We start from the raw sequence: 23,054 nt of genomic DNA on the forward strand, positions 1-23,054 counted from the left end.
TAGTACTGAATTATGTACAGGAAACATCATTTCAAATGTCTTAGCTGAATTGCTTTCAAAGAATGTACACTATTATCTTTAATGATTTGTTTCCGTGCCTTACGAGCAGAACCCAGTAACATAACTGACGTATAGATAGCAATTACAACTACTAACCATTTAACAATTGATAGTGGTAGTGATTTAACAATGTATGCAGAAATCAATACTCCAACACATCCAAACAACGTAATAGCTATAGATGCTTTTCTATCATATGCTTCATTTTTTACAAATTGAATAGATCCTGCTGGCATAAGAAAAGCACAAGAGCCCATCATTATTGGAAAGGCAGCAAGAGGGTTCATTCCAAGTGCACAAATTAATGCCATGCAAGGAGCATAAAGACCAACACCAAGCTGCATTAAAGCTCCAAATATAAAATTACAACCAATTGCTATTGCAAGCTTAATTCCTGTAAGACCACTAGCTGTTCCACCAATTGGCATAAGGTTAAGTAGTCCTGAAAGCATCATAATAGCTACCACAATTAGTGCTAGTCCCATTCCAATTCTTACTTTCCTTATATTAAATTTTGCAACAATATCCGCTCCTATTATTGCACCTAAAACTGCAGCCATTATCATTGAAATCATTGTTATTTTATCGACTTTTATCACCGTTAAAAAAATAATTGCCTCCAAAACTGTAGGGATTGTACATGCCACATTTAAAGTTCCAGGGAGTGTTCTATCATCCGTTAATTCAAAGAATCTAACTATGGACGTTATAATAGCAAAGCTTCCTACCCCTAAAGCATCAAACAAATTCGCTATAAACCCTATTCCACCAAAAGTAATAAAATTTTTGCTATCAATTTTTCCATCATCTGCGGCTTTGAGAAAATCGGAAAAATATATAAAAGCAAAGTATGAAGCAAACAAAATAAGTACCCCCAATAATATGTTAACCATAAAATCCCTCCTACTTATATTAAATTAAATATAATGCATTAGCTTATATAACGTTCTTAATATAAATATATACAAATATTAAAATTTTATGAATATTGTAGTATTCTACAAGCCAAATATAGAAATATTTGTTTTATTGCTTATTCTGGACGTTGTAAAGAACAAAAAAATAACCTTATTATAAAAGCTTTAGCCAGGTGGACTCTTTCGCTAATCCACTGGGCTAAAGTTTCTATAATTTAAGGTTTAAATATTTTATTTACTGTTAAAAAATTTACACAAATTAGTTTATTACCTTATGCATAATATTAATATATTGGCCTACAGTATTCTAGATATTTAGGATTCTTACCCTTTGTAATAGTCATATAAATATCCTTTATATTTTGTGTAACTTGTCCAGTTTTACCCGAACCAATTATTCTTCTATCAATATAAATTATTGGAGTAACCTCCATGTCCGTACCACTAAAGAATACTTCATCCGCCCCATAAATTTCGGCTCTAGAAATACTTCTTTCAACTGTATCAATCCCAAATTCTTCTTTAGCTATTTTCATTACAGTATCTCTTGTTATTCCCTCTAATATATCATCACTTGGAGGTGGTGTTTGGGAGTACAATATATTGCAAGTCTATTATCCTCATCAAGAAGTGTTGGACTTAATCCATTTTAACCTTTGTGAGGTAAAAGTAGGCCAATTAATTATGGCAAATCTTGACTTAGTTTTAGGTAATGATATAACAACACCAGTAGCTATAAATAGTTCAACAAAATGGGTATAGAACATGCTCTATTACCAGCAACCATTATGTCACCATAATTAACTTTAATAACAAAATCCTTATCAATATCTTCCATGCAATGAGTGCCAGCCTAAAATCATCATCTATGCCTTTGACCCAAAAATAGCTACATTTTGATTATCCAAAACAAATTTATTATCTTCCCATTTTAGTGTATTCAAAATATAACCCAGTGAATCAGCATTATATCTTCCAGCTATCTTTTGATATGCCAAAAGCTCATATACTTTATTTGAATCGAAATCCACAGGATATAAACCACTTAAAGGATTAACAAATCCACTGATTGGGCTTTTTAGCCTTCCGTCATCATAATATATTTCATTTAAATAATCAGTTCCCTTATTAGATATATCTATAATGTATTTTTGATTGTTTTTCACACTGACAACCTGAACCTTATAGTTGTCTTTATAAGTAACATTGTATTCATATTGCTGGTTATATAAATTAAAATCAAACAATAATTGTACTGTGTTATTAATAAATGAGTAAATGTAGTAGTACATAATCCCACCACTACCACCGGTGTTAATACCTATTAAGATATCATCTACAGTATTTCCTGTAAAATCCCCCAAAATCAGAGTAGGGTTATATCCAGCATTTTCGCTAAGTACTATACTATTAACTCCACCTGTCCTACCATCTTGTATTACAAGTGTTATATTTTGAATAAATGGGCTGTCTGGCATCTTTATACCTGTTAAATATATATTGTCAGGTATTCTATTTCCGTTTACGTCTCCCTGTGCATAGGCTACAATGCTAGAATTTATCATATCAGCTCTAAAATAACTATTATACATAACTGCTCCTTTTTATTACATGCTTTATATAATAACTTATGAGCTAAAAAGTAAACTGTTCCAACAAAAAAATCTTCGCTATATACAAATATTCTTTTTCTTATAAATGTTCTCTTAAGACGTAATAATTCCATCTGCTATTTCAATTATTCTGTCTGTCTTTTTTGCTATTCTTTCATCGTGAGTTATTATTATAAAAGTAGTTCCAAGACTTTTATTTATATCTCTAAATATATTGTAGATATTCTCTGACGCATTAGAATCCAAATTTCCTGTAGGCTCATCTGCCAGTATTATCTTAGGACTATTCATAAGTGCCCTAGCAATGGCAACCCTTTGCTGCTCTCCTCCTGACAAATCATACACTTTATTCTTTTTAACGTTTGGAAGTCTCACTAGTTCAAGAAGTTCTTTTGCTTTTTCACGGGCTTTTCTAGAACAAAATGATTTTTTTATAGTTTGTGGCATTAGCACATTTTCAATAGCATTAAACTCTGGTAATAAATAATGAAATTGAAATACGAAACCTATTTCCTTATTTCTAATTGAAGCTAAGGCCCTTCTACTCATTTTGTCTATTATTTTACCATCCAATTGCACTTGTCCACTCGTAGGCTTATCTAACATGCCTATTATATTTAATAAGGTAGTCTTACCACTTCCTGATGCTCCTATAATAGAATTAAAGGAACCCTTATCAATAGTTAAATTTATGTTATCTAATACCTGTGTTTTCACTTTTTTCCCATAAATTTTATTAATATTTTTTAATTCTATAATACTATCCATTTTTTATGACCTCCACAGGTGTTAATTTAAAGGATTTTATAGATGGGAAAAATGCTGCGAGTGTTGCTGCTATTATATCAATAATAGACAATTTAATTATAAAACTATAATTAATAACTATAGTAACTAAAGGCAACCCCCCACCTGTTGCACTTGTAAATTTATTAAAGCCTCTTATATATAAATAAGTTAATCCCACACCTATACAAGTACCAACTACACCTAATATAAAAGCTTGAATTATGAATACAAAGCCAGCAGAACCATCTTTTATTCCCATTGCCTTTAAAATACCTATTTCCTTGTATTTCTGAACTACACTTATACTCATTATGCTTATAATACTTAAAACAGCTGCAATCATTACACTAAGTTGAATTATTACACTGCATACTTTTTCACCCATTATGGCACTTACTAACATCTTGTTTTGAACTTTCCAATTTTCTATCTTTAAATTCTTATCCGAAAGCCCTTTTTCTATTTTTCCTGCAATAATATCTGCATTATAAGGATCACTTGTAGATAATTCCAATGATGTTGCCGCATCACCAAAACCCGCTAAATCTTGAGCATATTTTAAATCTATAATAACTAGTGTTTTATTAACCTTCATTGTATTAAAATCATAAAGTCCTACCACTTTTAGGACCTTTTTCTTTCTATCTGCAGTTATTATATAAATATCATCATTTATCTTTAAGCCTAATTTTTCACTAAGCTCTTTTCCAATCAATGCTTCTCCAGTATTTTTAATTGCTCTTCCCTTATAAATTTTATCTTTTATATTATATAGGCTATCCAAATCTTTAGAAACAAAACCTCTAACTTGTATTGGTTCATACATATGATTGAAATTAATAGATGCATTGTACTCCACTACTGGTGCCACTGATGTTACTTTATTATCCAGTTTCTTAATTTTATCTTGCACTTTATGATAATTTTCTATTGTCTTATTCTTAGGATAGATTGTTATATGCGTTGAATTACCAACGACTTTATCCAATAGTGAGGTTTCAAGTCCCATACTTAGTAGCCCGACGAATATTTGTACTGATATACCTATGGCAATTCCTAAAATTATTACTAATGTTTGAATTTTACTATTTATTAAAAATCTCCAGGCTATTTTTAATGCTGTAAACATACTATCTAGCCTCCGCCATGTTCCTTATTTTTAGAATTTTATAATAATTTAATGATTATTCCGAAAAAAATATAAACTGTTAGTGTTAATTCTATCATAAAACGACATTTTATTTTATAAACAAACAATTAATTCACTGCATAAAGTTTCAAATTCATTAGAATATACAGTCCATATTAAGTGTGCTTTATAAGTTTATATAAATTGTATTTAATGGTATAATATTGATTAGAAATAAGGGGTATTAGTTAAATTATACGTAGTAATTGAGAGGTGTATTTATGAAGTATTTTACATTAGACCTATGGCGAGGGAGTAATAGTGATTCCGAGAAAATTATAGATGAATCAATCGCTGAATGGAATAAAAATGCTAAAGCCTATAATGAGGTTTTTGAGTCAATACAAAATAGATTTTCTAAAAAATTTTTAAAGTCGTATTTATGTAATGAACGTTTTCATGATTATACTATTAAAAACATCAAAATAAATAATAAAGATAAACGGGGAGAAAACCCCATGTCAATTGATATATTTATTACATATAGTCTTATTACATGGAAAATCACTTATAAAAATGTAGTAAAATTTAGTATTAACTATGAACAATGGGAAGGTGAGGGTACTTGTATAGGCTTTGATGATTGGGGATATGATGAATTTATTCCAGTAAATGAAGATATTTTATCTCATGAAATTCTTTTTGTTTCAGGAGCTACCATTTTAATATATTTCAAAAACAAAAAAATTCTATTATCTAAAGTAAACGATGATTAAGAGATAATACTCTTGAAACAAGAAAATTCAAATCAATTATTATTTTTTCATTAATATTTGAATTTGTCCTAAAGACATCTCCTTACCATCATTCCCAACCCTAGTCATTATATATATTTCATAAAATTCTCCACTTACTTCAATATTATGTTTATCTATATACTCAACAAGACTTTTATAATACTTGCTGGTATCATTGTAATCATCATCAAAATTTAATGTTATATATTCTCCCTTCGGAAGTGTTATTAAATTAATAACATCTTTTGTAACATCCTCTGAAACACTAATTAACATATTATTATATATTAGTTCATCATATTTTTTTATATCTTGGTATGATACAGCAAAAGCAAGTTGTTTATGTGAGTTACTATATTTTTGTTCCAAAGACACTAATATCTCACTTAAATTTATTTCAAACTCTTCTGTATATCTTTTTGTATTACTATATTTAATAAATTTTCTTTCCTTATTATATTTGATAAAAACATCATCAATACCTTCTTTTAAAGAATTTTTTATGTTTTCCTCAAGAAAAGCAATATTATTTTTTACTATGTTAAATTCTTTTATTTTAGTATCTATCATTTCCTTTTGCTTACTTATTATGTTAAGGATAGAATCAAAGGAAGTATAATTTTCTATTAATTCCTTTATTTCATCTAAGGATAATCCCATAGCCTTACACTGTTTTATTAAATCAAGTTTTACCAAGTGTTTAGCAGAATAATATCTGTATCTGCTCTTTTCATTTATATATGAGGGTTTTAATAATCCAACTTTATCATAATATCTTAATGTTTGAACTGATATATTTTGTAGCTTTGACATTTCTCCTATTGAAAAACTTGTGCCCATATCCTCACCTCACTTGTATTCCATAATTTTTATTTAATTACCTAAATTCTATTCTGCTAAAACTGCTTGTGTGGAAGTTTTTACATTTGCAATTAATTTTATTGTTATAAATGTTAAAGTTTCAGATACTGTTGCACTTATCCATATTCCATATATTCCAAAAATGCTTCCAAATAAAGTTAAGCATATTGGCAAAAAAATGACAGATCTACATATGCAACTTATATTAGAATATATTGGTTTTTCTATAGCTTGATAATATACAAGTGTATTTAGATTTAATCCTACTACAAAATAACTAAAACATGCTATTCTAAGAGCATTATATGCTAATTGTGCTATATATGGATCCCCTGTAAATATTCCTATAAGTTTCTGTCCAAAGACAAAACTTATCATAACAAAAGCTCCACTTATTATAGTTGATGATATACATGTTATTTTAAAGAATCCTATCAATTTTTCAGCATCTTTCTTTCCATAATTGTAACTTAAAAGTGGTTGAACTCCTAGTGTTATTCCATAAAGAACCATATATATATTTGTAGTTAAATAATTTAATATACTATATGCAGAAATTCCTATGTCCCCAACGTATTTAGCTAAAGCTATATTATGCAATAACACAATTATTGAATAACTTGCCTGCGCAAAGAATGATGGAAAACCTATAAGTGAAAACTCTTTAATAAGTTCCTTATCTATTTTTACCTTTGCAAAAGTTAAACATCCTTTTCCTTTTAAGAAATGAGGTAATAACATACATACTGTAACTATTTGACCAAGTCCAGTAGCAATAGCTGCTCCTTTTATTCCAAAATCAAGTTGAAATATAAATACATAATCTAATATTATATTGGTTACAGCACCGCATATTGTAGAAACCATTGCAAGTTTTGGTTTTCCATCGTTTCTAACAAAACTACTAAGAACTATTCCTGCTAAATTAGGAATACAAAATAATGAGTAGAACCTTAAATACTCCACAGCCAAAGTTTGTAACCTATCCGTTGCTCCTAGCAAATTCACTATTTCCTCTGTAAACAAAGCACCTATTATACTTATTCCCACACTAATTATAATTAGGAACACAAATACTTGTCTAAATATATTTACTGCCTTTTCAGTATTATTTTCTCCGAAATTTTTAGAGACTAGAGCTCCCCCACCTATTGCAAACATAGATGCCAGGCCAAACAACATAACTGTAAATGGCAACACTATGTTAACCGCTGCTAATGCCGAATCCCCAACACCTTGTCCTACGAATATTCCATCGATAACTGTATATAAAGAAGAAATAAACATTGCGATTGCTGACGGAACAGCATATTTTAAAAATCTTTTTGTCATATATATCCACCCTTTTTTATTATTTTCGCACTTTTCCTATTATAAACTATGTTGTTACTATAGAGTCAAATTCTTTATTAATAGTAAAATGTGATATTAAATAATAACGTCAGGTGATAAAAATACTAAAACTAGAGGCCATATCTTACTTTTCTAAGATATGGCCTCTAGTTTTATATTTATTTTCTATATTTTTCAATAAGTCCTGTTAACGAGCCTTCATTAGTTCCTTCACCTATAGCTGAAAATTTCCACTCATTATTATGTCTATAAATCTCTCCTGTTATTAGTGAAGTCTTACCTGCATAACTTTCAGATAAATTGTATTTTAATAATTCTGCATTGTCTGTAGAATTTACAATTCTTATATATGCATTTTGAATTTGGCCAAAATCTTGATTTCTTTTAATACAATCATAAATATTAACAACAAATATTAATTTATCTACGTCCTGCGAAACTTTTGATAAATCTATAAGTATTTGTTCATCATCACCATTGCCATCACCAGTTCTATTATCTCCGGTATGTACTACACTACCACAACGGCTTTTCAAATTACCAAAATATATAACGTTTTCCATACCTTTAAGCTTACCATCTGTATTTATCATTAAAACTGAAGCATCGCAATCAATATCAGCAGCCTTTTTTTTGAATATACCGCCACCTGCTGGTGATGCTACTGCATCCCAACCTAGACCAACCATTAATTTCGATATTCCACTGTTTCCTTTTGTCAAATCAACCTTTTGTCCTTTTTTTAAATTAATACTCATTAAAACACCTTCTTTTCATTTTATAATTCAATTAATTATTTATTCCAAAATTTGAACATAGTGCACCAAGTCCACCTTCGAAGCCACTACCAATTGCGTTAAATTTCCATTCAGATCCATTTCTATATAATTCAGCAACTATTACAGCTGTTTCTATACTATAGTCTTCTCCGAGATCATATCTTATTAATTCTGCTCCAGTTTCTTCGTTGCATATTCTTATAAATGCATTAGAAACTTGTCCAAAGTTTTGTCTTCTGGTCTCTGCATCATTAATAGTTACTGTAAAATCTATTTTTGTTATATTTTGTGGAACAGCAGATAAATCAACCTTTAACTGTTCATCATCACCATCACCATTACCAGTTAAGTTATCGCCTAGATGAGTAACAGAATTTGAAGCATGGTTTAAGTTATTATAAAAAATAAAATCTCCATCGCCAGTTACCTTTCCATTTTCGCCTAAAAGAAAAGCAGCAGAATCTAAATCGAAATCAGATCCACCATCATATTTATTTGTATCCCAACCAAGTCCTATAAGTACTTTTTTAAGGCCCGGATTTGATTTAGTCAAATCTACTTTTTGTCCTTTTTTTAAACTAACTGCCATGTTAATTCCTCCCCTTCTTTGTTTATAATTCAAATTTAATTTGGTATTAGCATAAGCCTAATATTATATTAACATATAATTACAGGATATATGTTAATTTTGTATTAAGTTTTCCATATATCCACTATTTAAACTTAATCATTACAGATAAGAAAATATAAAGTAACTTTATCTTGGCTAATATTGTTAATTCAATCATAAAGAGTTATGATTATACATATTAGGCAAAATAATTTATAAGAGGAGGATAACAAATGTGGAGTCGTGAAGTCTTAAAAGATAAAGCAAAAGCTGTTTTAAAAGTTTCTTATTGGAGGGCATTTTGGGCTAGTTTGGTTATAGCAATTATTGGAGGAAACGAAAATAGTTCTTTTAACCTAAACTGGAATTCTGGTAACCGTACATCAACGAATGGATATACTCCTTTTCCTAAAATTATTACTAATATCTTCCCTTTTTTGCTTTTGATTACCGTGACAATAATAATTGTTTTAATTATATTTGCAATAGCATTTCGTATATTAGTGGGTTATCCCCTTGAAGTTGGCGGAAGACGTTTTTTTGTGCAGTTATCACAAAATAAAACAGATCTAAATTATTTAGGATATGGGTTTAGTAGCGGAAGGTATTTTAATATTGTAACAACTATGCTATGGCGGACTGTTCTAACCTTTCTCTGGACCTTACTACTTATCGTTCCTGGAATTATAAAAACTTACGCATATAGAATGGTGCCCTACATTTTATCAGACAATCCAAATATTAGCTGCACTCGTGCACTAGAATTAAGTAATAAAATGACTGACGGTAATAAAATGGATATGTGGATATTAGATCTTTCATTTATCGGATGGTATTTATTAGGTACCATATTACTTTTAGTTGGAGTATTGTTTGTAATGCCTTATGAAAATGCTACAAAAGCTGAATTGTATATAGAATTACGAAAGACTGCATTGGATCAGGGTATATGCAGCTATGATGAGCTTCAATTAAAGCAGCCTTTATATGTTGATTAATAATTCTTATCTATAGGGAGTGAAATTGACCCGCTTAATATTAAGTTTCCTAATAATTGAACGATAATATAAATACAGATTAATAATAAAAAAGGGGGAGTATTTAATTATATGAATATTATTGGAATTAAAGAGACTAACACTTCAAATTACGTTGTCAAAAATGATACAAAAAAAGAAACCGATAAAAATGATGAAAATAATGGTACTTCAGAAATCAAAGGCATAACGCAAGATTTAAGGGCTGATACCTTTGTTAAATCTACAAAGCAAGACGATATAAACTTAACCTATACCTTTGCACAAAAGAAACTTTCAACGAAAGAAGTTATAGCTTTAAAAGAGGGACAAGAAAATATCAAAATCGATTTTATAAAAAAATTCATAAGTGATACAATAAACAATCAGAATAACTTGCTTAGAAAATCAACTGAAAGCGGAATTAATGAAATGTCAAAAGAAACTACAGATTTACTTACTAAAATATTTGGTTCTGTAGAAAATGCATATCCCAAATTGGCAACAACTCCAGAAGGTGCAAATGAGGCAATAGAAGAAGGTGGAGTATATTCTGTAACTGCAGTAGCTGACCGCATTATGGCTATGGCACAATCTTTAGCAGGAGATAATCCTGATAAGATACAACAAATGCGGGTAGCAGTCGAAAAAGGATTTGCACAAGCAGGATTGGATTTTAAGGATGCAACAAGAAGTGATTTACCACAAATATGTAAAAATACTTGCTCTGAGGTTATGAAGAGATTTGATGAATTGCAGAATAAAACTAGTAGTGCAAATGAGTAATCGCAAAAAGGGATTTCTGTTGAGAAATCCCTTTTATTTTTTACAATAAATTTTCTAGTGTAGTATCTTTGATAAGTTTTTTGATAATGCTCTCGCCTGGAATCAATCGCCCACTATATAATGTTTTAGCAGCCGCCATTAACACTCGTATATCATATTTTGATGCATAGACCGGAATTATTTGTTTTTCAATGCCAAGTAATTTATAAACAGCCGTCATCGCCGTACGAATTGAGTATTCTACAGTAAATACGCAGTCGTCTTCAACCTGCGCAAATTGTCCAAGAAATGCAAGATTTGTACTGCCGCTCGGAATAACATCTGGTCGATCTCCCTTAACACGAGGCATAAATTGGCTGGTGATATAAGGCATCATGCAAGGAATAACAATTACAGTCTTTAATATATCATCAATTTTATTTTTAAGTCCCATATGGTATAACAACTCTGAGACAAGTTCCTCACCAGTACAATCGCACATTTTTTTCTTGATGAAATCACCCACATTGTCTGGGAATAAACCATATGCCCACATAACTAATACATCGTCAGGTTGGTTTATAAAGTGAGGCTGCTTCGAGCAAGTCCAACTCATAAGCCAGCTAGAGTCCTTTATGGTAACAACCCCACCCACACCAGGATCTCTTTTAGTCAATTTCTTAAGGAAATCACCCATAAATGGTCCCTTAAATGTCATGGTAAAGGATTCCCACTTTGTTTTATCAATGTTATTACAGAATACCTCTGGATGACCAAATGAAGGATCTTTTTGCGAAATATTCTTCCAAAGATTCCAGCACCCTCTATTTAACGTATCTCTATTCAAAACAGCTGGTGTATACATACTTCCCAAAGTAGAGTTTTCTGTCATTGAACCATTAGTAACAAAAACAATATCCTCTGGTGACACTATAATTTTTTCTGAACTTCCATTACGAACTAGATGAATACCAGTTACTGTTTTCTCCTTGCCATTAATACTTATATCCAAGTCATTTACCTGTGTGTGTAGGTCAAATTTTACATTCTTACTCCTCAGCCAAGTAATAAGAGGTAAAATCATGGAATCGTACTGATTATACTCAGTATGCATAATTCCTTTGAGCTGATTCATACCAGGAAGTAAATGAATAAAACGTTGCATATATCTTTTCATCTCAACAACACTGTGCCAGTTTTCAAAAGAAAACATAGATCTCCAAAAATACCACATGTTTGTTTCTAAAAAAGTAGGATTAAAAAATTGCTCAACTGTAGTTGCGCCAAGTTGCTCTTCAGTGACAAGAAAAAGTTTTGTAATTTGTTTTATATGATTATCCGATAATCCTAAAGATGAAAAATCTGCTTTTTCTCCGCAGTTATGAATTAATCGACAATTAGATTCATTAGGTTCTACAAGATTAAGCTCACGAAATTCATCTAAAACTGTCCTGCTTGGATTAGTTAATGAAGGAATAAAACCAAACAGATCCCAAGAACATTCATAATGCTCCTCTAGTTCTCTGCCACCGCGGATAATATATCCATGCTCCGCATCTCCAGCACCATCCATACCGCCTCCCAAAACATGAGTTTCTTCCATAATAGTAATGTTTTTACCATCCATATGTCCATCACGGATCATATAAGCTGCTGCGGAAAGAGAAGCGATACCCCCACCGATTAAATATGCTTTTTTATTTTCAATTCCATCCATTTTTAGTGGATTTATTCTTTGATAGTTACCCATAGTACAACATCCCTTTCATAATTTTTATCTTAATTTGCTTTCTATCATTATCATAGCCTATAATAAAAGCGAGTGATATTACCAACATAGTGAATTTGTGTAATGTTGCAACAAAACTGTTGAATTGTGTAATGAATCTATGTATAAATTAAAAATGAGGTGATAAAATGGCGTATTCCATTATGTCCGAAATGACAAAAAATCTTCTGACTGATTCGTTGAAGAATCTGATGCATGCAAAGCCCCTTAATAAAATTACTGTGCAACAACTTGTGGATGGTTGCAAGTTAAACAGACGTACATTTTATTATCACTTTCAGGATATATATGATTTATTGGAATGGATGTACAAAAAGGAAGCTATTGCAGAACTTGAAAAACATGCAACCTATAATACATGGCAAGAGGGCTTTCTTAATTTATTTTTATACATACAAAATAATAGTGAAATATGTCTTTGCGCCTATCACTCGTTAGGTCGCGAACATTTAGAGAAATTTCTTTACTCTGTTACCTATCAATTAATACAAAGTGTAGTTACTACTCAGACAGGAGATATGCAGATAGATGAGGAACATAAAAATTTCCTCGCCAATTTTTACACACTTGCATTTTTAGGCCTAGTTGTTCAGTGGATACAAAATGGTATGAAAGAAAACCCCGAAAAAATCATAGAGACCTTATCCATAACAGTGCGAGGAAGTATGATCAATTCATTAATACAGTATGAAGCCTTTAATAAGACACAATGAAGATAGAATACAGTAAAGGGATTTCTCTGCAGAAATCCCTCTTAATTTTCTTCTAATGAAATGTTAGATTGTTACCTTTTTATTGCATAAAAAACAGTAAAGTATTATATTTAAAGTAAGGGGATGGGTTAAAATGTTAGATATAAAAATAATAAACGGTTGTATAGTAGATGGAACAGGTACTACATCTTATCAAGGGTGTTTAGGAATAAAGGATGGAAAAGTGGCAAAGATTGAAAGTACTATTGATGAACCAGCCCTAGAAATTATAGATGCGTCTGGACTAGTAGTTTGTCCAGGGTTTATTGATGTGCACAGTCATAATGATTTAGTACCTTTTATGGATGAATCTATTCAAAATTTAAAATTAATGCAAGGGGTAACCACGGAACTTGTAGGCCAATGTGGTTTGGGAGTTATTCCTTGCATTGAAAGTGAAAATAGCATATGGAAAAACTACATAAGAGGAGTAGTTGGTGATCCTAGCTTTAACTGGGGTTTTTCTGATGTTAATGATTATATACATCAAATAAATTCAAAAGGCCTCAAAAATAATTTTACAATTCTTATTTCACATGGAGCAATTAAGACAAGTGTTATGGGCTTTGATAGTAGAATATCAACTAAAAAGGAAATTAGCGCAATGTGTAACATAGCGGAGAATGCTATGATGTCTGGTGCTTTTGGAATGTCTCTAGGGCTTCAATATATACCTGGGATTTTTAGCACAAAAGACGAGTTAATTGCTATTTGCACAGTTATAGCAAAGTATGATGGAATTGTTATGGTTCATCTTAGAAATCATGATGATACTATAACAAATGCACTAGAAGAAATAATTTATATAGCGAAGCAGTCTAAGGTAAAGCTTCATATTTCTCACATGAGGTCTTATAACTCTAAGGATTTGGGCTGTGATGCAGAAAAGCTTATGAGTTATATAGATAACGCAGTAACGCAGGGAGTTAAAATAACTTTTGATGAACATTTATATTTATCAGGAAGTACCCTTATGACTCAGCTTTTACCTCCTTGGGTTACTGCTGGAGGTAGCGCCGAAATGGTTAAAAGACTTCAAGATAAAAATATGCTTCTAAAGCTTAAAGAAGAACTTGCAAGCATCAAAACTCATTATAATGGCTGGGACAATTATAGCTTAATTACAGGTTGGAATGGCATACTTATAACTTCAGTAAAAGAGAGAAAAAATTTAAAGTACCTTGGAAAGACTGTAGGTCAGATTGCTAGTGATTTAGGTATTGATGCTATAGATTTTGCAATACAACTCCTTATAGAAGAACAGTTTGGAGTAGCAATAGTAACTCTAAATGTGTTTTCGCAGGAAGATACCTTTAAACTAATAAAACATCCACTTCAAATGGTAGGATCAGACAGCATACCAGCTGGAAATCCACATCCAAGGCTTTATGGAAACTTCCCACTATTTATTGGTAAATTTGTGAGAGATAAAAAGATCCTCTCCCTTGTAAATGCTATATATAAGATATCATATCTGCCCGCAAAAACTTTAGGTCTTAGTGATATAGGCGAGCTAGCTGTAGGTAAAACTGCCGATATAACTATATTTGATTTTAAAGAAATTAAAGGTTTTGAGGATTACTTTAATCCAACTAAAGCACCTATTGGAGTTAAATTTGTTGTATTAAATGGCAAAATTGCTGTAAAAGATGGTCTAGTATGTAAAAGTAAATATGGAAAAGTCTATAGAAAAATATAGTTCTGAAAAAGAAGTGTTATGTGCTCATAGTTCAAGTTTTATAAAACATTAACACTTATCTAAAGGTATTATGGTATACTAAATTGTATAGAAAACACACTTATATTACAGTGAATATACTTGAAAATTTAAGGAGAGAATAGCTTTGAAAAAAAGAATCTTATTAACATCTCAAACTGAAGATAATATAAAAGCACTATATAGTTACTATGAGGAAAATATAAAAAAAACTCGTACTGATATCATTGTAGAATATAGCAGTTTCCATAAGTATAAAAACAATAAATTTCTATACTATAAACTAAGAACTAGTCAAATGCTTAAAAATTATTCTGTTGTTGTTTCTGATTATACAACTAGTGTTTTTTCAAAAGCTCAAGATGGTGTTTTTATGAGTCATGGTTATGGCACTAAAAAGACTCCAGGAAATAGTGAGCTTAACATTAAACGAGAAATGGATCTTTATAAGGGTATTAGAACTAAAATAAAAAATGTTGTAACCCTATCTGAAAGAGATAGCACTTATTTTTTGAGATCTGCTGAATTGGATAAATATCCTCTCCCAAATTATATGCCTCTAGGATTACCGAGAAATGATATGTTATTCGACGAGGAATATATTAATACTTGTAGGGAAAATTTTGACCTGAAACATAATACTAAAGGTGTAAAAATCCTATTGTTTTGTCCAACTTGGAGAGGATTTAAAATAGAAAAAGATTTTCCAATACTCAAGGAAGACTGGATAAAATTTGACAAGTTTATGGGAGATAATAATTGGAAAATGATTTATCGTCCCCACCCTTTAGAGAGGCTAATAGATGACAAAATTTTTGATAATATGAGTAATATATTAACAATGAATTTTGATGAAGAAATATCAACTCAAAAGGTGCTGGCCATTACTGATATGTTGCTTACTGATTATAGTTCAATTTATGTGGATTACTTAGTACTTGATAGACCTATTTGTTTTTTACCCTACGATAGACTGCAGTATGAAAACGAAAGAGGACTTGCTATAGATTTCAACAGATATTCAGATACACCCGGCCCTAAACTTCAAAACATTGATGATTTAATAAATTATATAAATGAAACTAAAAACCAGGATCAATATATAGATATTAGAAAAAAGGCTCAAAAGAACTTCTATCAATATTTGGATGGAAATAGTTGCAAACGAGTGTGGAGTTTAATATTAGATCTTGCATATAAAAAATAGGAGGTAAATTTAATGAATATAGCTATTATACTTGCTGGCGGAAAAGGCACTAGAATGGGAATAGTTGATCAGCCTAAGCAATTTATTGATATATATGGTAAACCAATAGTTGTACATACAATAGAGGCATTTGATATACACGAGCAAATAGATGCAATAGCAGTTGTTTGCCTTAAAGAATGGCACGAGGATATAAAGATATGGACTAGGAAGTATGAGCTCAATAAAATAAAATGGATAGTTGACGGTGGAGAAACAAGGCAGGAATCAGTTTTAAATGGATTAATGGCCATCGAGGAAGATATCAGTCCAGAGGATATAGTAGTTATTCATGATGCTGCAAGGCCTTTGATTTCTCATAGAATAATAATTGATAATATTGAAGGGGCCAAAAAATATGGTGCCGTAGATACTGTTATTCCAGCATCCGATACTATAATACAAAGTATTGACGACCATACTATATCATCAATACCTGTGAGAAAAGAGTTATACCTAGGCCAAACTCCTCAAAGTTTCATATATTCAACTATATACGATGCCCACAAAAAAGCATCAAAATCGGAACTTCAAGATTCTACAGATGACTGTAGGTTAGTACTTAATTATGGTAAAAAAGTTCATCTAGTAAATGGAGATAAACTAAATTTTAAAATTACTACTATGGAAGACCTGCTTCTACTGAAGTCCATAATTAAGATGAGTAAATTGGAGAGAATATAATGTTATGTCGAGGATTTAAAATTGTTCAATCTAAAAGGTTTGAAATATACATAGAAGATTTAGAAGTGAGTTTAGGACATGCGGTGGTAAAAATTGAAACAGCGGCTATATGCAAGGCTGATATAAGGTATTATCTAGGAGATAGAGACGCACGCACACTTGACCTTAAGTACCCAATCAACTTAATTCATGAAGCTATAGGTACCATAGTTAAAGACCCTACAAATTCCTTTGAAAAGGGAGACAGAGTTGCACTAGTTCCAAATATAATGATTGAAAAGGAAAAACAAGATGAGTTTGATATTTCATTATGCAATGACACGCGGCTAGGAGAAAACTACTCCCCTAAAGCACTATTTGCCTCAAGTAGTTATAATGGATTTTCTAAGGATTATATTGCATATCCAGCTGGCAATCTTGTGAAAATAGGCAATAACATTGATACTAATATTGCTGTTTTTTCAGAACTCATTTCTGTTGCAAATGCAGCAATTCGTAGAATAGTATTAAATAATGAAGATGTTGTAGGCATCTGGGGTGATGGAATCCTTGGGTATATATTATGCTCTGTACTCAAACAGGTACATAAGGGACCTATTATAGTTATAGGACATAACAGAGAAAAATTAGATAAATTTGAGGGGGTTCAGACTCACCTTTCAAATGATCCCTTAATTAAAAGAAGCAAAATTAATGTGGCCTTTGAATGTATAGGTGGTATTGGGGCCGAAATTGGAATTGAAGAAATTTTAAGCAGTATACTCCCTGGAGCTAAATTAGTATTGGCTGGTGTATCAGAAAATCCCATAAAAATTAACACACGAAAAATATTAGAAAAAGGATTAGCACTTTATGGAGTTACAAGAAGTAATGTAGAAGATTTCAAGGTTGCAGCAGATTTACTAAAAAAATCAGATTTTAGCTTAGATATCTCAAAACTAATTATCGATGTAACCCCTATCTATGGAATTAAAGATTATTATAAGATATTTGAAACAGAATCTCAAAGTAGATCACTTGGAAAACACATTATGGATTTCAAATTTTAAAGCAATATAAATCAAATGAAATTAGAGGAAATTAAATGAACATAAAGAAATCACTAAGAGTAATATTTGTAGAGTGTTTTGGTATATTAATTGGTATATTGAGTGGACTCGTAATACCAAAGGTTTTTGATATTAAGTCCTATGGTTATCTAAAAACATTTACGTTATATATCACCTATGCAGGAATGCTTCATTTTGGATTTTCAGATGGAATGTATTTAATATTAGGTGGTAAAGATATAGCAGACATAAAAAAAGAGAAAATAAAAGGCTATTTCTATGTTATGCTAAGGATTGTAATAGTTGCAGTAGCTATTTTATTTATCGTTTCAATGTTTTTTATAAAAGATATGGCATTTAGGTACTTTGTATTTTACATATTACCATTTCAGGTTGTGTTATTTGTTTCTCTATTATATAGAGCAACAGGTGAGTTCAACAAATATGTAGTCATAAGAATAGCGCAAAATATAGTAAATTTAACATCTATTCTTGCAGTTATATTAATTATTAAATCACCAATTTTGTATATGCAGATTCAAGTTGTTGGAAATATATTTATAGCAATAGTTAGTGGAGTCTTAATTGTTTCTTCCACAAAAAAAGCAGAAAAAATAAAGCGCTCAGAAATAAAATCCATAACAAGTATGGGTTTTACTATAATGATAGCCAATGCTATAAGTCTTCTATTTGTTACTTTGGATAGATGGTTTGTTATGGTAAAATTCACAGATAATGATTTTGCATTTTATTCTTTTGCGGTATCAATGCTAAGCTTATTTATAGTCCTGATAAACTCAATCACAGTTCTATTTTATCCTTATTTAGCAAGAAATAAGGGTGACGCAAAAGTCGTCTCAAATGTTAAAAAATACATTATATTAATATGCAGTTTTGCACCTGCTGGCTATTTTGTGCTAGAAGTTATAGTAGAAAGCTTCCTAAAACAATATATTCCTTCCTTAGAAGTGCTAGGAATATTAATAATTGGTATACCATTTATTACTTTAACAAATGTTTTATATGCAAATCTTTATAAAGTGGGGAAAAGAGGCAAGGAGTATTTAATTGTAGCTTCTAAAATGGTAGCATTAGCATTTATATTAAATGCGTTTGCCACATACATATTAAAGGATCCTGTAATGATTGCATATGCTACACTTGTCACCTTAGTTGTGTGGTATCTATATTCTTCATTTGACTTTAAAGGGTTAGAAATTCACAAAAATGAAATAATACATTTTATAGTATACTTGTTTTGCTTTGAAATTATTAGAATAATGCCTATTCCATCATTAATCAAAGCATTTATGTTTATTATGAGTATGATGGTTACAGAATACATTTTATTCAATGCTGATATAAAAGATATATATTTGAAGTTTGTTAATAGAAAAAGAAAAACCATAAGTTAATTTAAACTTATGGCTTTTCTATTTTCCTATTAATTTTTTAAATTCCGTACTTTGGCGTACATTATCAAAATCCGCTTCACCCTTTGCCGTATTTTTAACATTGGGGTTAATCTCAATTGCTAGTTTTAAATTCTTTATTGTATTATTGACGTCCCCTTTTCTTCCATAAATACTGGCTATACCATAATAGCTCCATTCGAATTTTTCCACTTCCAGATCTTTTTTATACCATTTAATAGCTTCATCATAATGTCCAAATAATTCATTAGCTAGCGCTTTATTGAATCTTGCATACCCATAATCAGGTTTCAATTTTAATGATTGATCAATTTGCTCCATACCATTTGTAAAATCCCCACTGTAAGCTAAAGCAATTCCTAAAACAGCATAACCTTTATAAAAGTTAGGATCTTCCTTTATAACTTTGTTTTCTGTTTCAATAGCTTGCTTGTATTGTTTTGCAAAAAATTCATCATATCCTATTTTCCACATCTTCTCTAAGTTCTCTTGTTGTTTTTTAATTTCCATTGCTTTTGATTGTGATATTTTAGTTACCTTGCTTTCAATAATTTTTATATCAGTGTTATCATTTGTTACCTTAATATTTTTGTTTTTATTATTATTGTTATTTATTGCAATATTCACCGCTACTCCCACTGCTATAACAGCAAAAACAGCAAAAGTTATCAATTTGAATTTTAATGATTTTGATTTCACATTTCCACCTATTCCCTTTATCTAGAATTATAAAATTATTAATTGTAGACTTCTACACAAATATTATTTTTTAGGATTTAATTTGCCTTTAAATTGTTCTAAACTTAATTTTGAATTAACAAAAATTCTCCCTAATGAATAAATATTATCATCCTTATCTATCCAGCCATACTCTGTTGAAAAAGCCAATTTATAACCTGATTCTTTAGCAGCTTTTATTGTGCTGTCATTGTAAGTTCCATAAGGATACGCAAGATAATTTATTTTTCTGCCCAGTATTTTTTCTAATTTAACTTTTGAAGCCGTCATTGTGTTTACATTATCACTATAGGATAACTTATCTAATTGTTCATGTGCAACTGTGTGACTTTCAATTCTTATATTGTTTGAATCCAAGGATTGTATTTCATTAGAAGTTAAATAATTTTTATCTACATCTATAGTATTGGTAATTACAAACGCAGTTGCTTTTAATCCAAATTCCTTTAGTATAGGATATGCATCAGCGTAATTATCATTATATCCATCATCAAAAGTTATAACTATTGGTTTGCTCGGTACTAATTTACCTGTTAGCATATAGCTATAAAGTTCATCTAATGTTAATGTTGTATATTTATTGTCTTTAAGATATTTCATTTGCTCCCTAAACTTTTTTTTGGGAATCCTTGCCGTATTTCCACTTTCATAACTAATAGAGTGATACATTAATATTGGTATTTTACTATTGTGTACATGAAAAATAGGTACAACATTAATGATTTTTTTTTGGATTTTAGTATCATATACAGCCAATCCATTTTTTTGCTTTGGTGTTGATTTTCCATCCTCACTATTTACTTCAGGTGTTTTTTTCTCTAGTATATTTATATTATTTGTTTCACTATGATTTTTTAACCTAAAAGCTTTATAAGTTAGACCTACGCCTCCTATAAGAGCAACTATTATAATCATTATAAGTGATTTCTTATTTAAATTCATAATATTCCCCTTTTTACTATTTATTCTTAATATAAGCTGATTGCACCTATACTATACATAATACCAATTTATTGATATTAAATAAAGAAAAATTTTTTTATTATATAGGAAACAGCTTGCGGAAGTGTCTGTGGATAACAGCTATACGCTACAGCTTGTCACTTTTGCCACTTGCCACGTGGGTGGCACTACTCGACCGTAGGGAGATTTTGTTCTTTATAGTGTTTAATGCAGAATCTTACATTGTTTATACAATGTTCATCATAATATTTATTCAAATAGTGCATAAGATAAGAAAAAAGGATATAATAAAACGAGCTTATAATCAGATGTATTGTAAAACAAAATAAATAAAGATGAAAGTAGTGAATTAAATGGAACAAGATTCGAAAAAATTTTTAAAGAGCTTATTTGGATTTTCAATTGGCCCTATAGTGGCTGCTGTTTTATCATTTATTACGGTACCTGTTACAACTTACTTTGTTTCCCCTAATGACTTTGGAAAAGCAGCTATGTATACTATGGGTTATACCCTAAGTTCAATGTTTGTTTTTTTAGGACTAGATCAAGCTTTTGTACGAGAATATAGTGAGAGTGAAAATAAGAATAATTTATTTTGGAATTCTATGATTTTCCCCTTATTCTTCTCTATTATATTAGCTTTTCTTTATGTGGTTTTTTATAAACAGACATCCTTACTTATGTTTGACAGAGTAGAAAAGTATATAATAATTATATTAGCTCTATCCTTACCTTTAGCAATAATAGATAGATTTAATTTACTGGTATTAAGAATGGAGGAAAAAGCTAAAGTATATTCTTTTTTTAATATCTTAAATAAAGTATTAAATATAGTGGTATTAATTCCATATTTAATATTTATTGATAGAAGCTTTAAAGGCATCATAAACGCAACTTTTATAAGTTTAATTATAATTTGTGTAGTAGAAAGTTATTTTGTAAAACATGTTTGGAAAGTTAAATTTAAACTTGATAAAAAATTACTTGTAAAATTATTTAAATATGGGATACCTCTAGTCCCCGCAACCTTAATTGGTTGGTTATTTAGTTCTATGGATAGGCTTGCACTTAGGCAATGGTCCACATTTAATGAAATTGGAATCTATTCAGCTGCATTTAAAATAGTAGCCGTTTTAGGAATTATACAAAGTGCCTTTTGTACATTTTGGGTTCCCACAGCATTAAGATGGCACAAAGAAAAGGTTTCGAATGATAAATATGTTCAAGTTAGTGACACTATTTTAGCAGTAATGGTGGTTGTGTTTTCATTTATTGTGCTCTTTAAAGATATAATAATACAATTACTTTCTTCAAATTATATTACTGCAGCAAAAAGTGTTCCGTTTTTATTACTTTTCCCAATTATGTACACAATATCTGAAACTACAACTTTAGGAATTTCTTTTTCTAGAAAAACCTATTTTAACATAATAATATCTTTAGTGGCTGCATTAAGTAACTATATAGGTAATTATGTATTAGTTCCTAAGCTTGGATCAGTTGGAGCTTCTATATCAACAGGACTTTCATATATAATATTTTTCTGGATGAGAACACTAATATCTCGAAGATTATGGTTTAAGTTTGATCTAAAATTATATTTATATAATACAATTTTAATGGTATTACTCTCATTCTGTAGCATTACAATTAATAATGTATTTATTAATACATTTATTGTATTACTTCTTCTATTTATAAATAGAGTTTGTCTTTTAAACATAATTAATGTAGTTAAATCATTTATATCTGCTAAGTTTGGAAAAAATATATAATAGAGTTTTAATACAATCTAAAATTAGACTGAGACACATATATCATTACGTGCCTTAGCCTAATTTTATTTTTAATATATTTAGTTATGAAAAGAATCGAGTAGGAGCTAAATAATTAATTTATTTAGCGACCTCTCACACCACCATGCATACCGTTCGGTACACGGCGGTTCAATAGAAATTAATGTTTTAATAAATATGTCTCAGATATAGAAACTA

Annotated in this window: 23 protein-coding genes; 11 read left to right on the forward strand and 12 right to left on the reverse strand. The window is 30.2% G+C overall.

Going from position 1 to position 23,054, the window contains the following annotated elements; all coding sequences use genetic code 11:
* Nucleotides 1-26: 26 nt before the first annotated feature.
* Complete coding sequence (locus ACREVU_RS11150) at nt 27-953, reverse strand: TSUP family transporter (protein WP_431551672.1); 927 nt, start codon at nt 951-953, stop codon at nt 27-29.
* Between the two features lie 308 nt (nt 954-1,261).
* Nucleotides 1,262-1,576 carry an aminotransferase class IV gene (locus ACREVU_RS11155; RefSeq protein WP_431551673.1) on the reverse strand — a complete coding sequence of 105 codons (315 nt, stop codon included), beginning with the start codon at nt 1,574-1,576 and terminating at the stop codon, nt 1,262-1,264.
* A gap of 4 nt (nt 1,577-1,580) precedes the next feature.
* On the opposite strand from ACREVU_RS11155, the gene ACREVU_RS11160 reads away from it, so the two are divergent.
* Entirely contained in the window at nt 1,581-1,739 is a 159-nt protein-coding gene (locus tag ACREVU_RS11160; protein ID WP_431551696.1) for a hypothetical protein, read from the forward strand.
* Between the two features lie 104 nt (nt 1,740-1,843).
* On the opposite strand, the gene ACREVU_RS11165 is transcribed toward ACREVU_RS11160, so the two are convergent.
* The 3 genes from ACREVU_RS11165 to ACREVU_RS11175 form a co-directional block, all read right to left on the reverse strand.
* The gene (locus ACREVU_RS11165; protein WP_431551674.1) at nt 1,844-2,569 is read right to left on the reverse strand and encodes a YybI family spore inner coat protein; all 726 of its coding nucleotides are present in this window, start codon (nt 2,567-2,569) and stop codon (nt 1,844-1,846) included.
* Between the two features lie 114 nt (nt 2,570-2,683).
* The gene (locus ACREVU_RS11170) at nt 2,684-3,358 is read right to left on the reverse strand and encodes an ABC transporter ATP-binding protein (RefSeq protein ID WP_431551675.1); all 675 of its coding nucleotides are present in this window, start codon (nt 3,356-3,358) and stop codon (nt 2,684-2,686) included.
* On the reverse strand, nt 3,351-4,508 hold the full coding sequence (locus tag ACREVU_RS11175) for an ABC transporter permease (RefSeq protein ID WP_431551676.1): 1,158 nt from the start codon (nt 4,506-4,508) through the stop codon (nt 3,351-3,353). The genes ACREVU_RS11170 and ACREVU_RS11175 overlap by 8 nt, the downstream gene beginning before the upstream one ends.
* Before the next feature lie 281 nt (nt 4,509-4,789).
* Between ACREVU_RS11175 and ACREVU_RS11180 the strand changes: the two genes are divergently transcribed.
* Nucleotides 4,790-5,284, forward strand: coding sequence for a hypothetical protein (locus tag ACREVU_RS11180; protein WP_431551677.1), 495 nt, complete (start codon nt 4,790-4,792; stop codon nt 5,282-5,284).
* A 39-nt stretch (nt 5,285-5,323) separates the two neighbouring features.
* On the opposite strand, the gene ACREVU_RS11185 is transcribed toward ACREVU_RS11180, so the two are convergent.
* The 4 genes from ACREVU_RS11185 to ACREVU_RS11200 all read right to left on the reverse strand — a co-directional run bounded on the left by ACREVU_RS11185 (nt 5,324) and on the right by ACREVU_RS11200 (nt 8,887).
* Entirely contained in the window at nt 5,324-6,145 is an 822-nt protein-coding gene (locus ACREVU_RS11185) for a MerR family transcriptional regulator (RefSeq protein WP_431551678.1), read from the reverse strand.
* A 48-nt stretch (nt 6,146-6,193) separates the two neighbouring features.
* Nucleotides 6,194-7,498 carry an MATE family efflux transporter gene (locus ACREVU_RS11190; RefSeq protein ID WP_431551679.1) on the reverse strand — a complete coding sequence of 435 codons (1,305 nt, stop codon included), beginning with the start codon at nt 7,496-7,498 and terminating at the stop codon, nt 6,194-6,196.
* Nucleotides 7,499-7,677: 179 nt separating this feature from the next.
* Nucleotides 7,678-8,277: a TerD family protein gene (locus ACREVU_RS11195; protein WP_431551680.1), complete on the reverse strand. Its 600-nt coding sequence runs from the start codon at nt 8,275-8,277 to the stop codon at nt 7,678-7,680.
* Nucleotides 8,278-8,308: 31 nt separating this feature from the next.
* The gene (locus ACREVU_RS11200) at nt 8,309-8,887 is read right to left on the reverse strand and encodes a TerD family protein (RefSeq protein ID WP_431551681.1); all 579 of its coding nucleotides are present in this window, start codon (nt 8,885-8,887) and stop codon (nt 8,309-8,311) included.
* A 254-nt stretch (nt 8,888-9,141) separates the two neighbouring features.
* On the opposite strand from ACREVU_RS11200, the gene ACREVU_RS11205 reads away from it, so the two are divergent.
* Together ACREVU_RS11205 and ACREVU_RS11210 are read left to right on the forward strand one after the other, a co-directional pair.
* Nucleotides 9,142-9,906 carry a DUF975 family protein gene (locus tag ACREVU_RS11205; RefSeq protein WP_431551682.1) on the forward strand — a complete coding sequence of 255 codons (765 nt, stop codon included), beginning with the start codon at nt 9,142-9,144 and terminating at the stop codon, nt 9,904-9,906.
* A 111-nt stretch (nt 9,907-10,017) separates the two neighbouring features.
* On the forward strand, nt 10,018-10,710 hold the full coding sequence (locus ACREVU_RS11210; protein ID WP_431551683.1) for a hypothetical protein: 693 nt from the start codon (nt 10,018-10,020) through the stop codon (nt 10,708-10,710).
* Nucleotides 10,711-10,750: 40 nt separating this feature from the next.
* Here the strand turns inward: ACREVU_RS11210 and ACREVU_RS11215 are convergent, their stop codons facing one another.
* A complete protein-coding gene (locus ACREVU_RS11215; protein WP_431551684.1) occupies nt 10,751-12,439 on the reverse strand; it encodes an oleate hydratase in 1,689 nt (562 codons plus the stop codon).
* Nucleotides 12,440-12,606: 167 nt separating this feature from the next.
* Here ACREVU_RS11215 and ACREVU_RS11220 point away from each other — a divergent pair, with 167 nt between their 5' ends.
* The 6 genes from ACREVU_RS11220 to ACREVU_RS11245 all read left to right on the forward strand — a co-directional run bounded on the left by ACREVU_RS11220 (nt 12,607) and on the right by ACREVU_RS11245 (nt 19,341).
* A complete protein-coding gene (locus ACREVU_RS11220; protein ID WP_431551685.1) occupies nt 12,607-13,191 on the forward strand; it encodes a TetR/AcrR family transcriptional regulator in 585 nt (194 codons plus the stop codon).
* Nucleotides 13,192-13,324: 133 nt separating this feature from the next.
* Nucleotides 13,325-14,929 carry an N-acyl-D-amino-acid deacylase family protein gene (locus ACREVU_RS11225; RefSeq protein WP_431551686.1) on the forward strand — a complete coding sequence of 535 codons (1,605 nt, stop codon included), beginning with the start codon at nt 13,325-13,327 and terminating at the stop codon, nt 14,927-14,929.
* 145 nt (nt 14,930-15,074) lie between these two features.
* Nucleotides 15,075-16,154 carry a CDP-glycerol glycerophosphotransferase family protein gene (locus tag ACREVU_RS11230; protein WP_431551687.1) on the forward strand — a complete coding sequence of 360 codons (1,080 nt, stop codon included), beginning with the start codon at nt 15,075-15,077 and terminating at the stop codon, nt 16,152-16,154.
* A gap of 12 nt (nt 16,155-16,166) precedes the next feature.
* Nucleotides 16,167-16,877 (forward strand): 2-C-methyl-D-erythritol 4-phosphate cytidylyltransferase, encoded by a 711-nt coding sequence (gene ispD, locus ACREVU_RS11235; protein ID WP_431551688.1) that lies wholly within the window; start codon nt 16,167-16,169, stop codon nt 16,875-16,877.
* On the forward strand, nt 16,877-17,926 hold the full coding sequence (locus ACREVU_RS11240) for an alcohol dehydrogenase catalytic domain-containing protein (RefSeq protein WP_431551689.1): 1,050 nt from the start codon (nt 16,877-16,879) through the stop codon (nt 17,924-17,926). The genes ispD and ACREVU_RS11240 overlap by 1 nt, the downstream gene beginning before the upstream one ends.
* Nucleotides 17,927-17,961: 35 nt before the next feature.
* Nucleotides 17,962-19,341, forward strand: a complete 1,380-nt coding sequence (locus tag ACREVU_RS11245; RefSeq protein WP_431551690.1) for an oligosaccharide flippase family protein — start codon at nt 17,962-17,964, stop codon at nt 19,339-19,341.
* Nucleotides 19,342-19,359: 18 nt separating this feature from the next.
* On the opposite strand, the gene ACREVU_RS11250 is transcribed toward ACREVU_RS11245, so the two are convergent.
* Nucleotides 19,360-20,058 (reverse strand): tetratricopeptide repeat protein, encoded by a 699-nt coding sequence (locus ACREVU_RS11250; RefSeq protein ID WP_431551691.1) that lies wholly within the window; start codon nt 20,056-20,058, stop codon nt 19,360-19,362.
* A 63-nt stretch (nt 20,059-20,121) separates the two neighbouring features.
* Complete coding sequence (locus ACREVU_RS11255; RefSeq protein WP_431551692.1) at nt 20,122-21,039, reverse strand: polysaccharide deacetylase family protein; 918 nt, start codon at nt 21,037-21,039, stop codon at nt 20,122-20,124.
* A 374-nt stretch (nt 21,040-21,413) separates the two neighbouring features.
* Here ACREVU_RS11255 and ACREVU_RS11260 point away from each other — a divergent pair, with 374 nt between their 5' ends.
* Nucleotides 21,414-22,835 carry an oligosaccharide flippase family protein gene (locus ACREVU_RS11260; protein ID WP_431551693.1) on the forward strand — a complete coding sequence of 474 codons (1,422 nt, stop codon included), beginning with the start codon at nt 21,414-21,416 and terminating at the stop codon, nt 22,833-22,835.
* Nucleotides 22,836-23,054 lie beyond the last annotated feature (219 nt).

Source organism: Clostridium sp. (genome assembly GCF_050717535.1).
In the GTDB taxonomy this organism is placed as follows: domain Bacteria; phylum Bacillota; class Clostridia; order Clostridiales; family Clostridiaceae; genus Clostridium_AD.

What these genes read in the sequence shown, in the direction of transcription:
- ACREVU_RS11175 (WP_431551676.1), bottom strand. Translation starts at nt 4,508, where the DNA reads ATGTTTACAGCATTAAAAATAGCCTGGAGATTTTTAATAAATAGTAAA.
- ACREVU_RS11195 (WP_431551680.1), bottom strand. Translation starts at nt 8,277, where the DNA reads ATGAGTATTAATTTAAAAAAAGGACAAAAGGTTGATTTGACAAAAGGA.
- ACREVU_RS11215 (WP_431551684.1), bottom strand. Translation starts at nt 12,439, where the DNA reads ATGGGTAACTATCAAAGAATAAATCCACTAAAAATGGATGGAATTGAA.
- ACREVU_RS11185 (WP_431551678.1), bottom strand. Translation starts at nt 6,145, where the DNA reads ATGGGCACAAGTTTTTCAATAGGAGAAATGTCAAAGCTACAAAATATA.
- ACREVU_RS11210 (WP_431551683.1), top strand. Translation starts at nt 10,018, where the DNA reads ATGAATATTATTGGAATTAAAGAGACTAACACTTCAAATTACGTTGTC.
- ACREVU_RS11220 (WP_431551685.1), top strand. Translation starts at nt 12,607, where the DNA reads ATGGCGTATTCCATTATGTCCGAAATGACAAAAAATCTTCTGACTGAT.
- ACREVU_RS11180 (WP_431551677.1), top strand. Translation starts at nt 4,790, where the DNA reads ATGAAGTATTTTACATTAGACCTATGGCGAGGGAGTAATAGTGATTCC.
- ACREVU_RS11165 (WP_431551674.1), bottom strand. Translation starts at nt 2,569, where the DNA reads ATGTATAATAGTTATTTTAGAGCTGATATGATAAATTCTAGCATTGTA.
- ACREVU_RS11255 (WP_431551692.1), bottom strand. Translation starts at nt 21,039, where the DNA reads ATGAATTTAAATAAGAAATCACTTATAATGATTATAATAGTTGCTCTT.
- ACREVU_RS11150 (WP_431551672.1), bottom strand. Translation starts at nt 953, where the DNA reads ATGGTTAACATATTATTGGGGGTACTTATTTTGTTTGCTTCATACTTT.
- ACREVU_RS11225 (WP_431551686.1), top strand. Translation starts at nt 13,325, where the DNA reads ATGTTAGATATAAAAATAATAAACGGTTGTATAGTAGATGGAACAGGT.
- ACREVU_RS11200 (WP_431551681.1), bottom strand. Translation starts at nt 8,887, where the DNA reads ATGGCAGTTAGTTTAAAAAAAGGACAAAAAGTAGATTTGACTAAATCA.
- ACREVU_RS11240 (WP_431551689.1), top strand. Translation starts at nt 16,877, where the DNA reads ATGTTATGTCGAGGATTTAAAATTGTTCAATCTAAAAGGTTTGAAATA.
- ACREVU_RS11260 (WP_431551693.1), top strand. Translation starts at nt 21,414, where the DNA reads ATGGAACAAGATTCGAAAAAATTTTTAAAGAGCTTATTTGGATTTTCA.
- ACREVU_RS11190 (WP_431551679.1), bottom strand. Translation starts at nt 7,498, where the DNA reads ATGACAAAAAGATTTTTAAAATATGCTGTTCCGTCAGCAATCGCAATG.
- ACREVU_RS11170 (WP_431551675.1), bottom strand. Translation starts at nt 3,358, where the DNA reads ATGGATAGTATTATAGAATTAAAAAATATTAATAAAATTTATGGGAAA.
- ACREVU_RS11245 (WP_431551690.1), top strand. Translation starts at nt 17,962, where the DNA reads ATGAACATAAAGAAATCACTAAGAGTAATATTTGTAGAGTGTTTTGGT.
- ispD (WP_431551688.1), top strand. Translation starts at nt 16,167, where the DNA reads ATGAATATAGCTATTATACTTGCTGGCGGAAAAGGCACTAGAATGGGA.
- ACREVU_RS11205 (WP_431551682.1), top strand. Translation starts at nt 9,142, where the DNA reads ATGTGGAGTCGTGAAGTCTTAAAAGATAAAGCAAAAGCTGTTTTAAAA.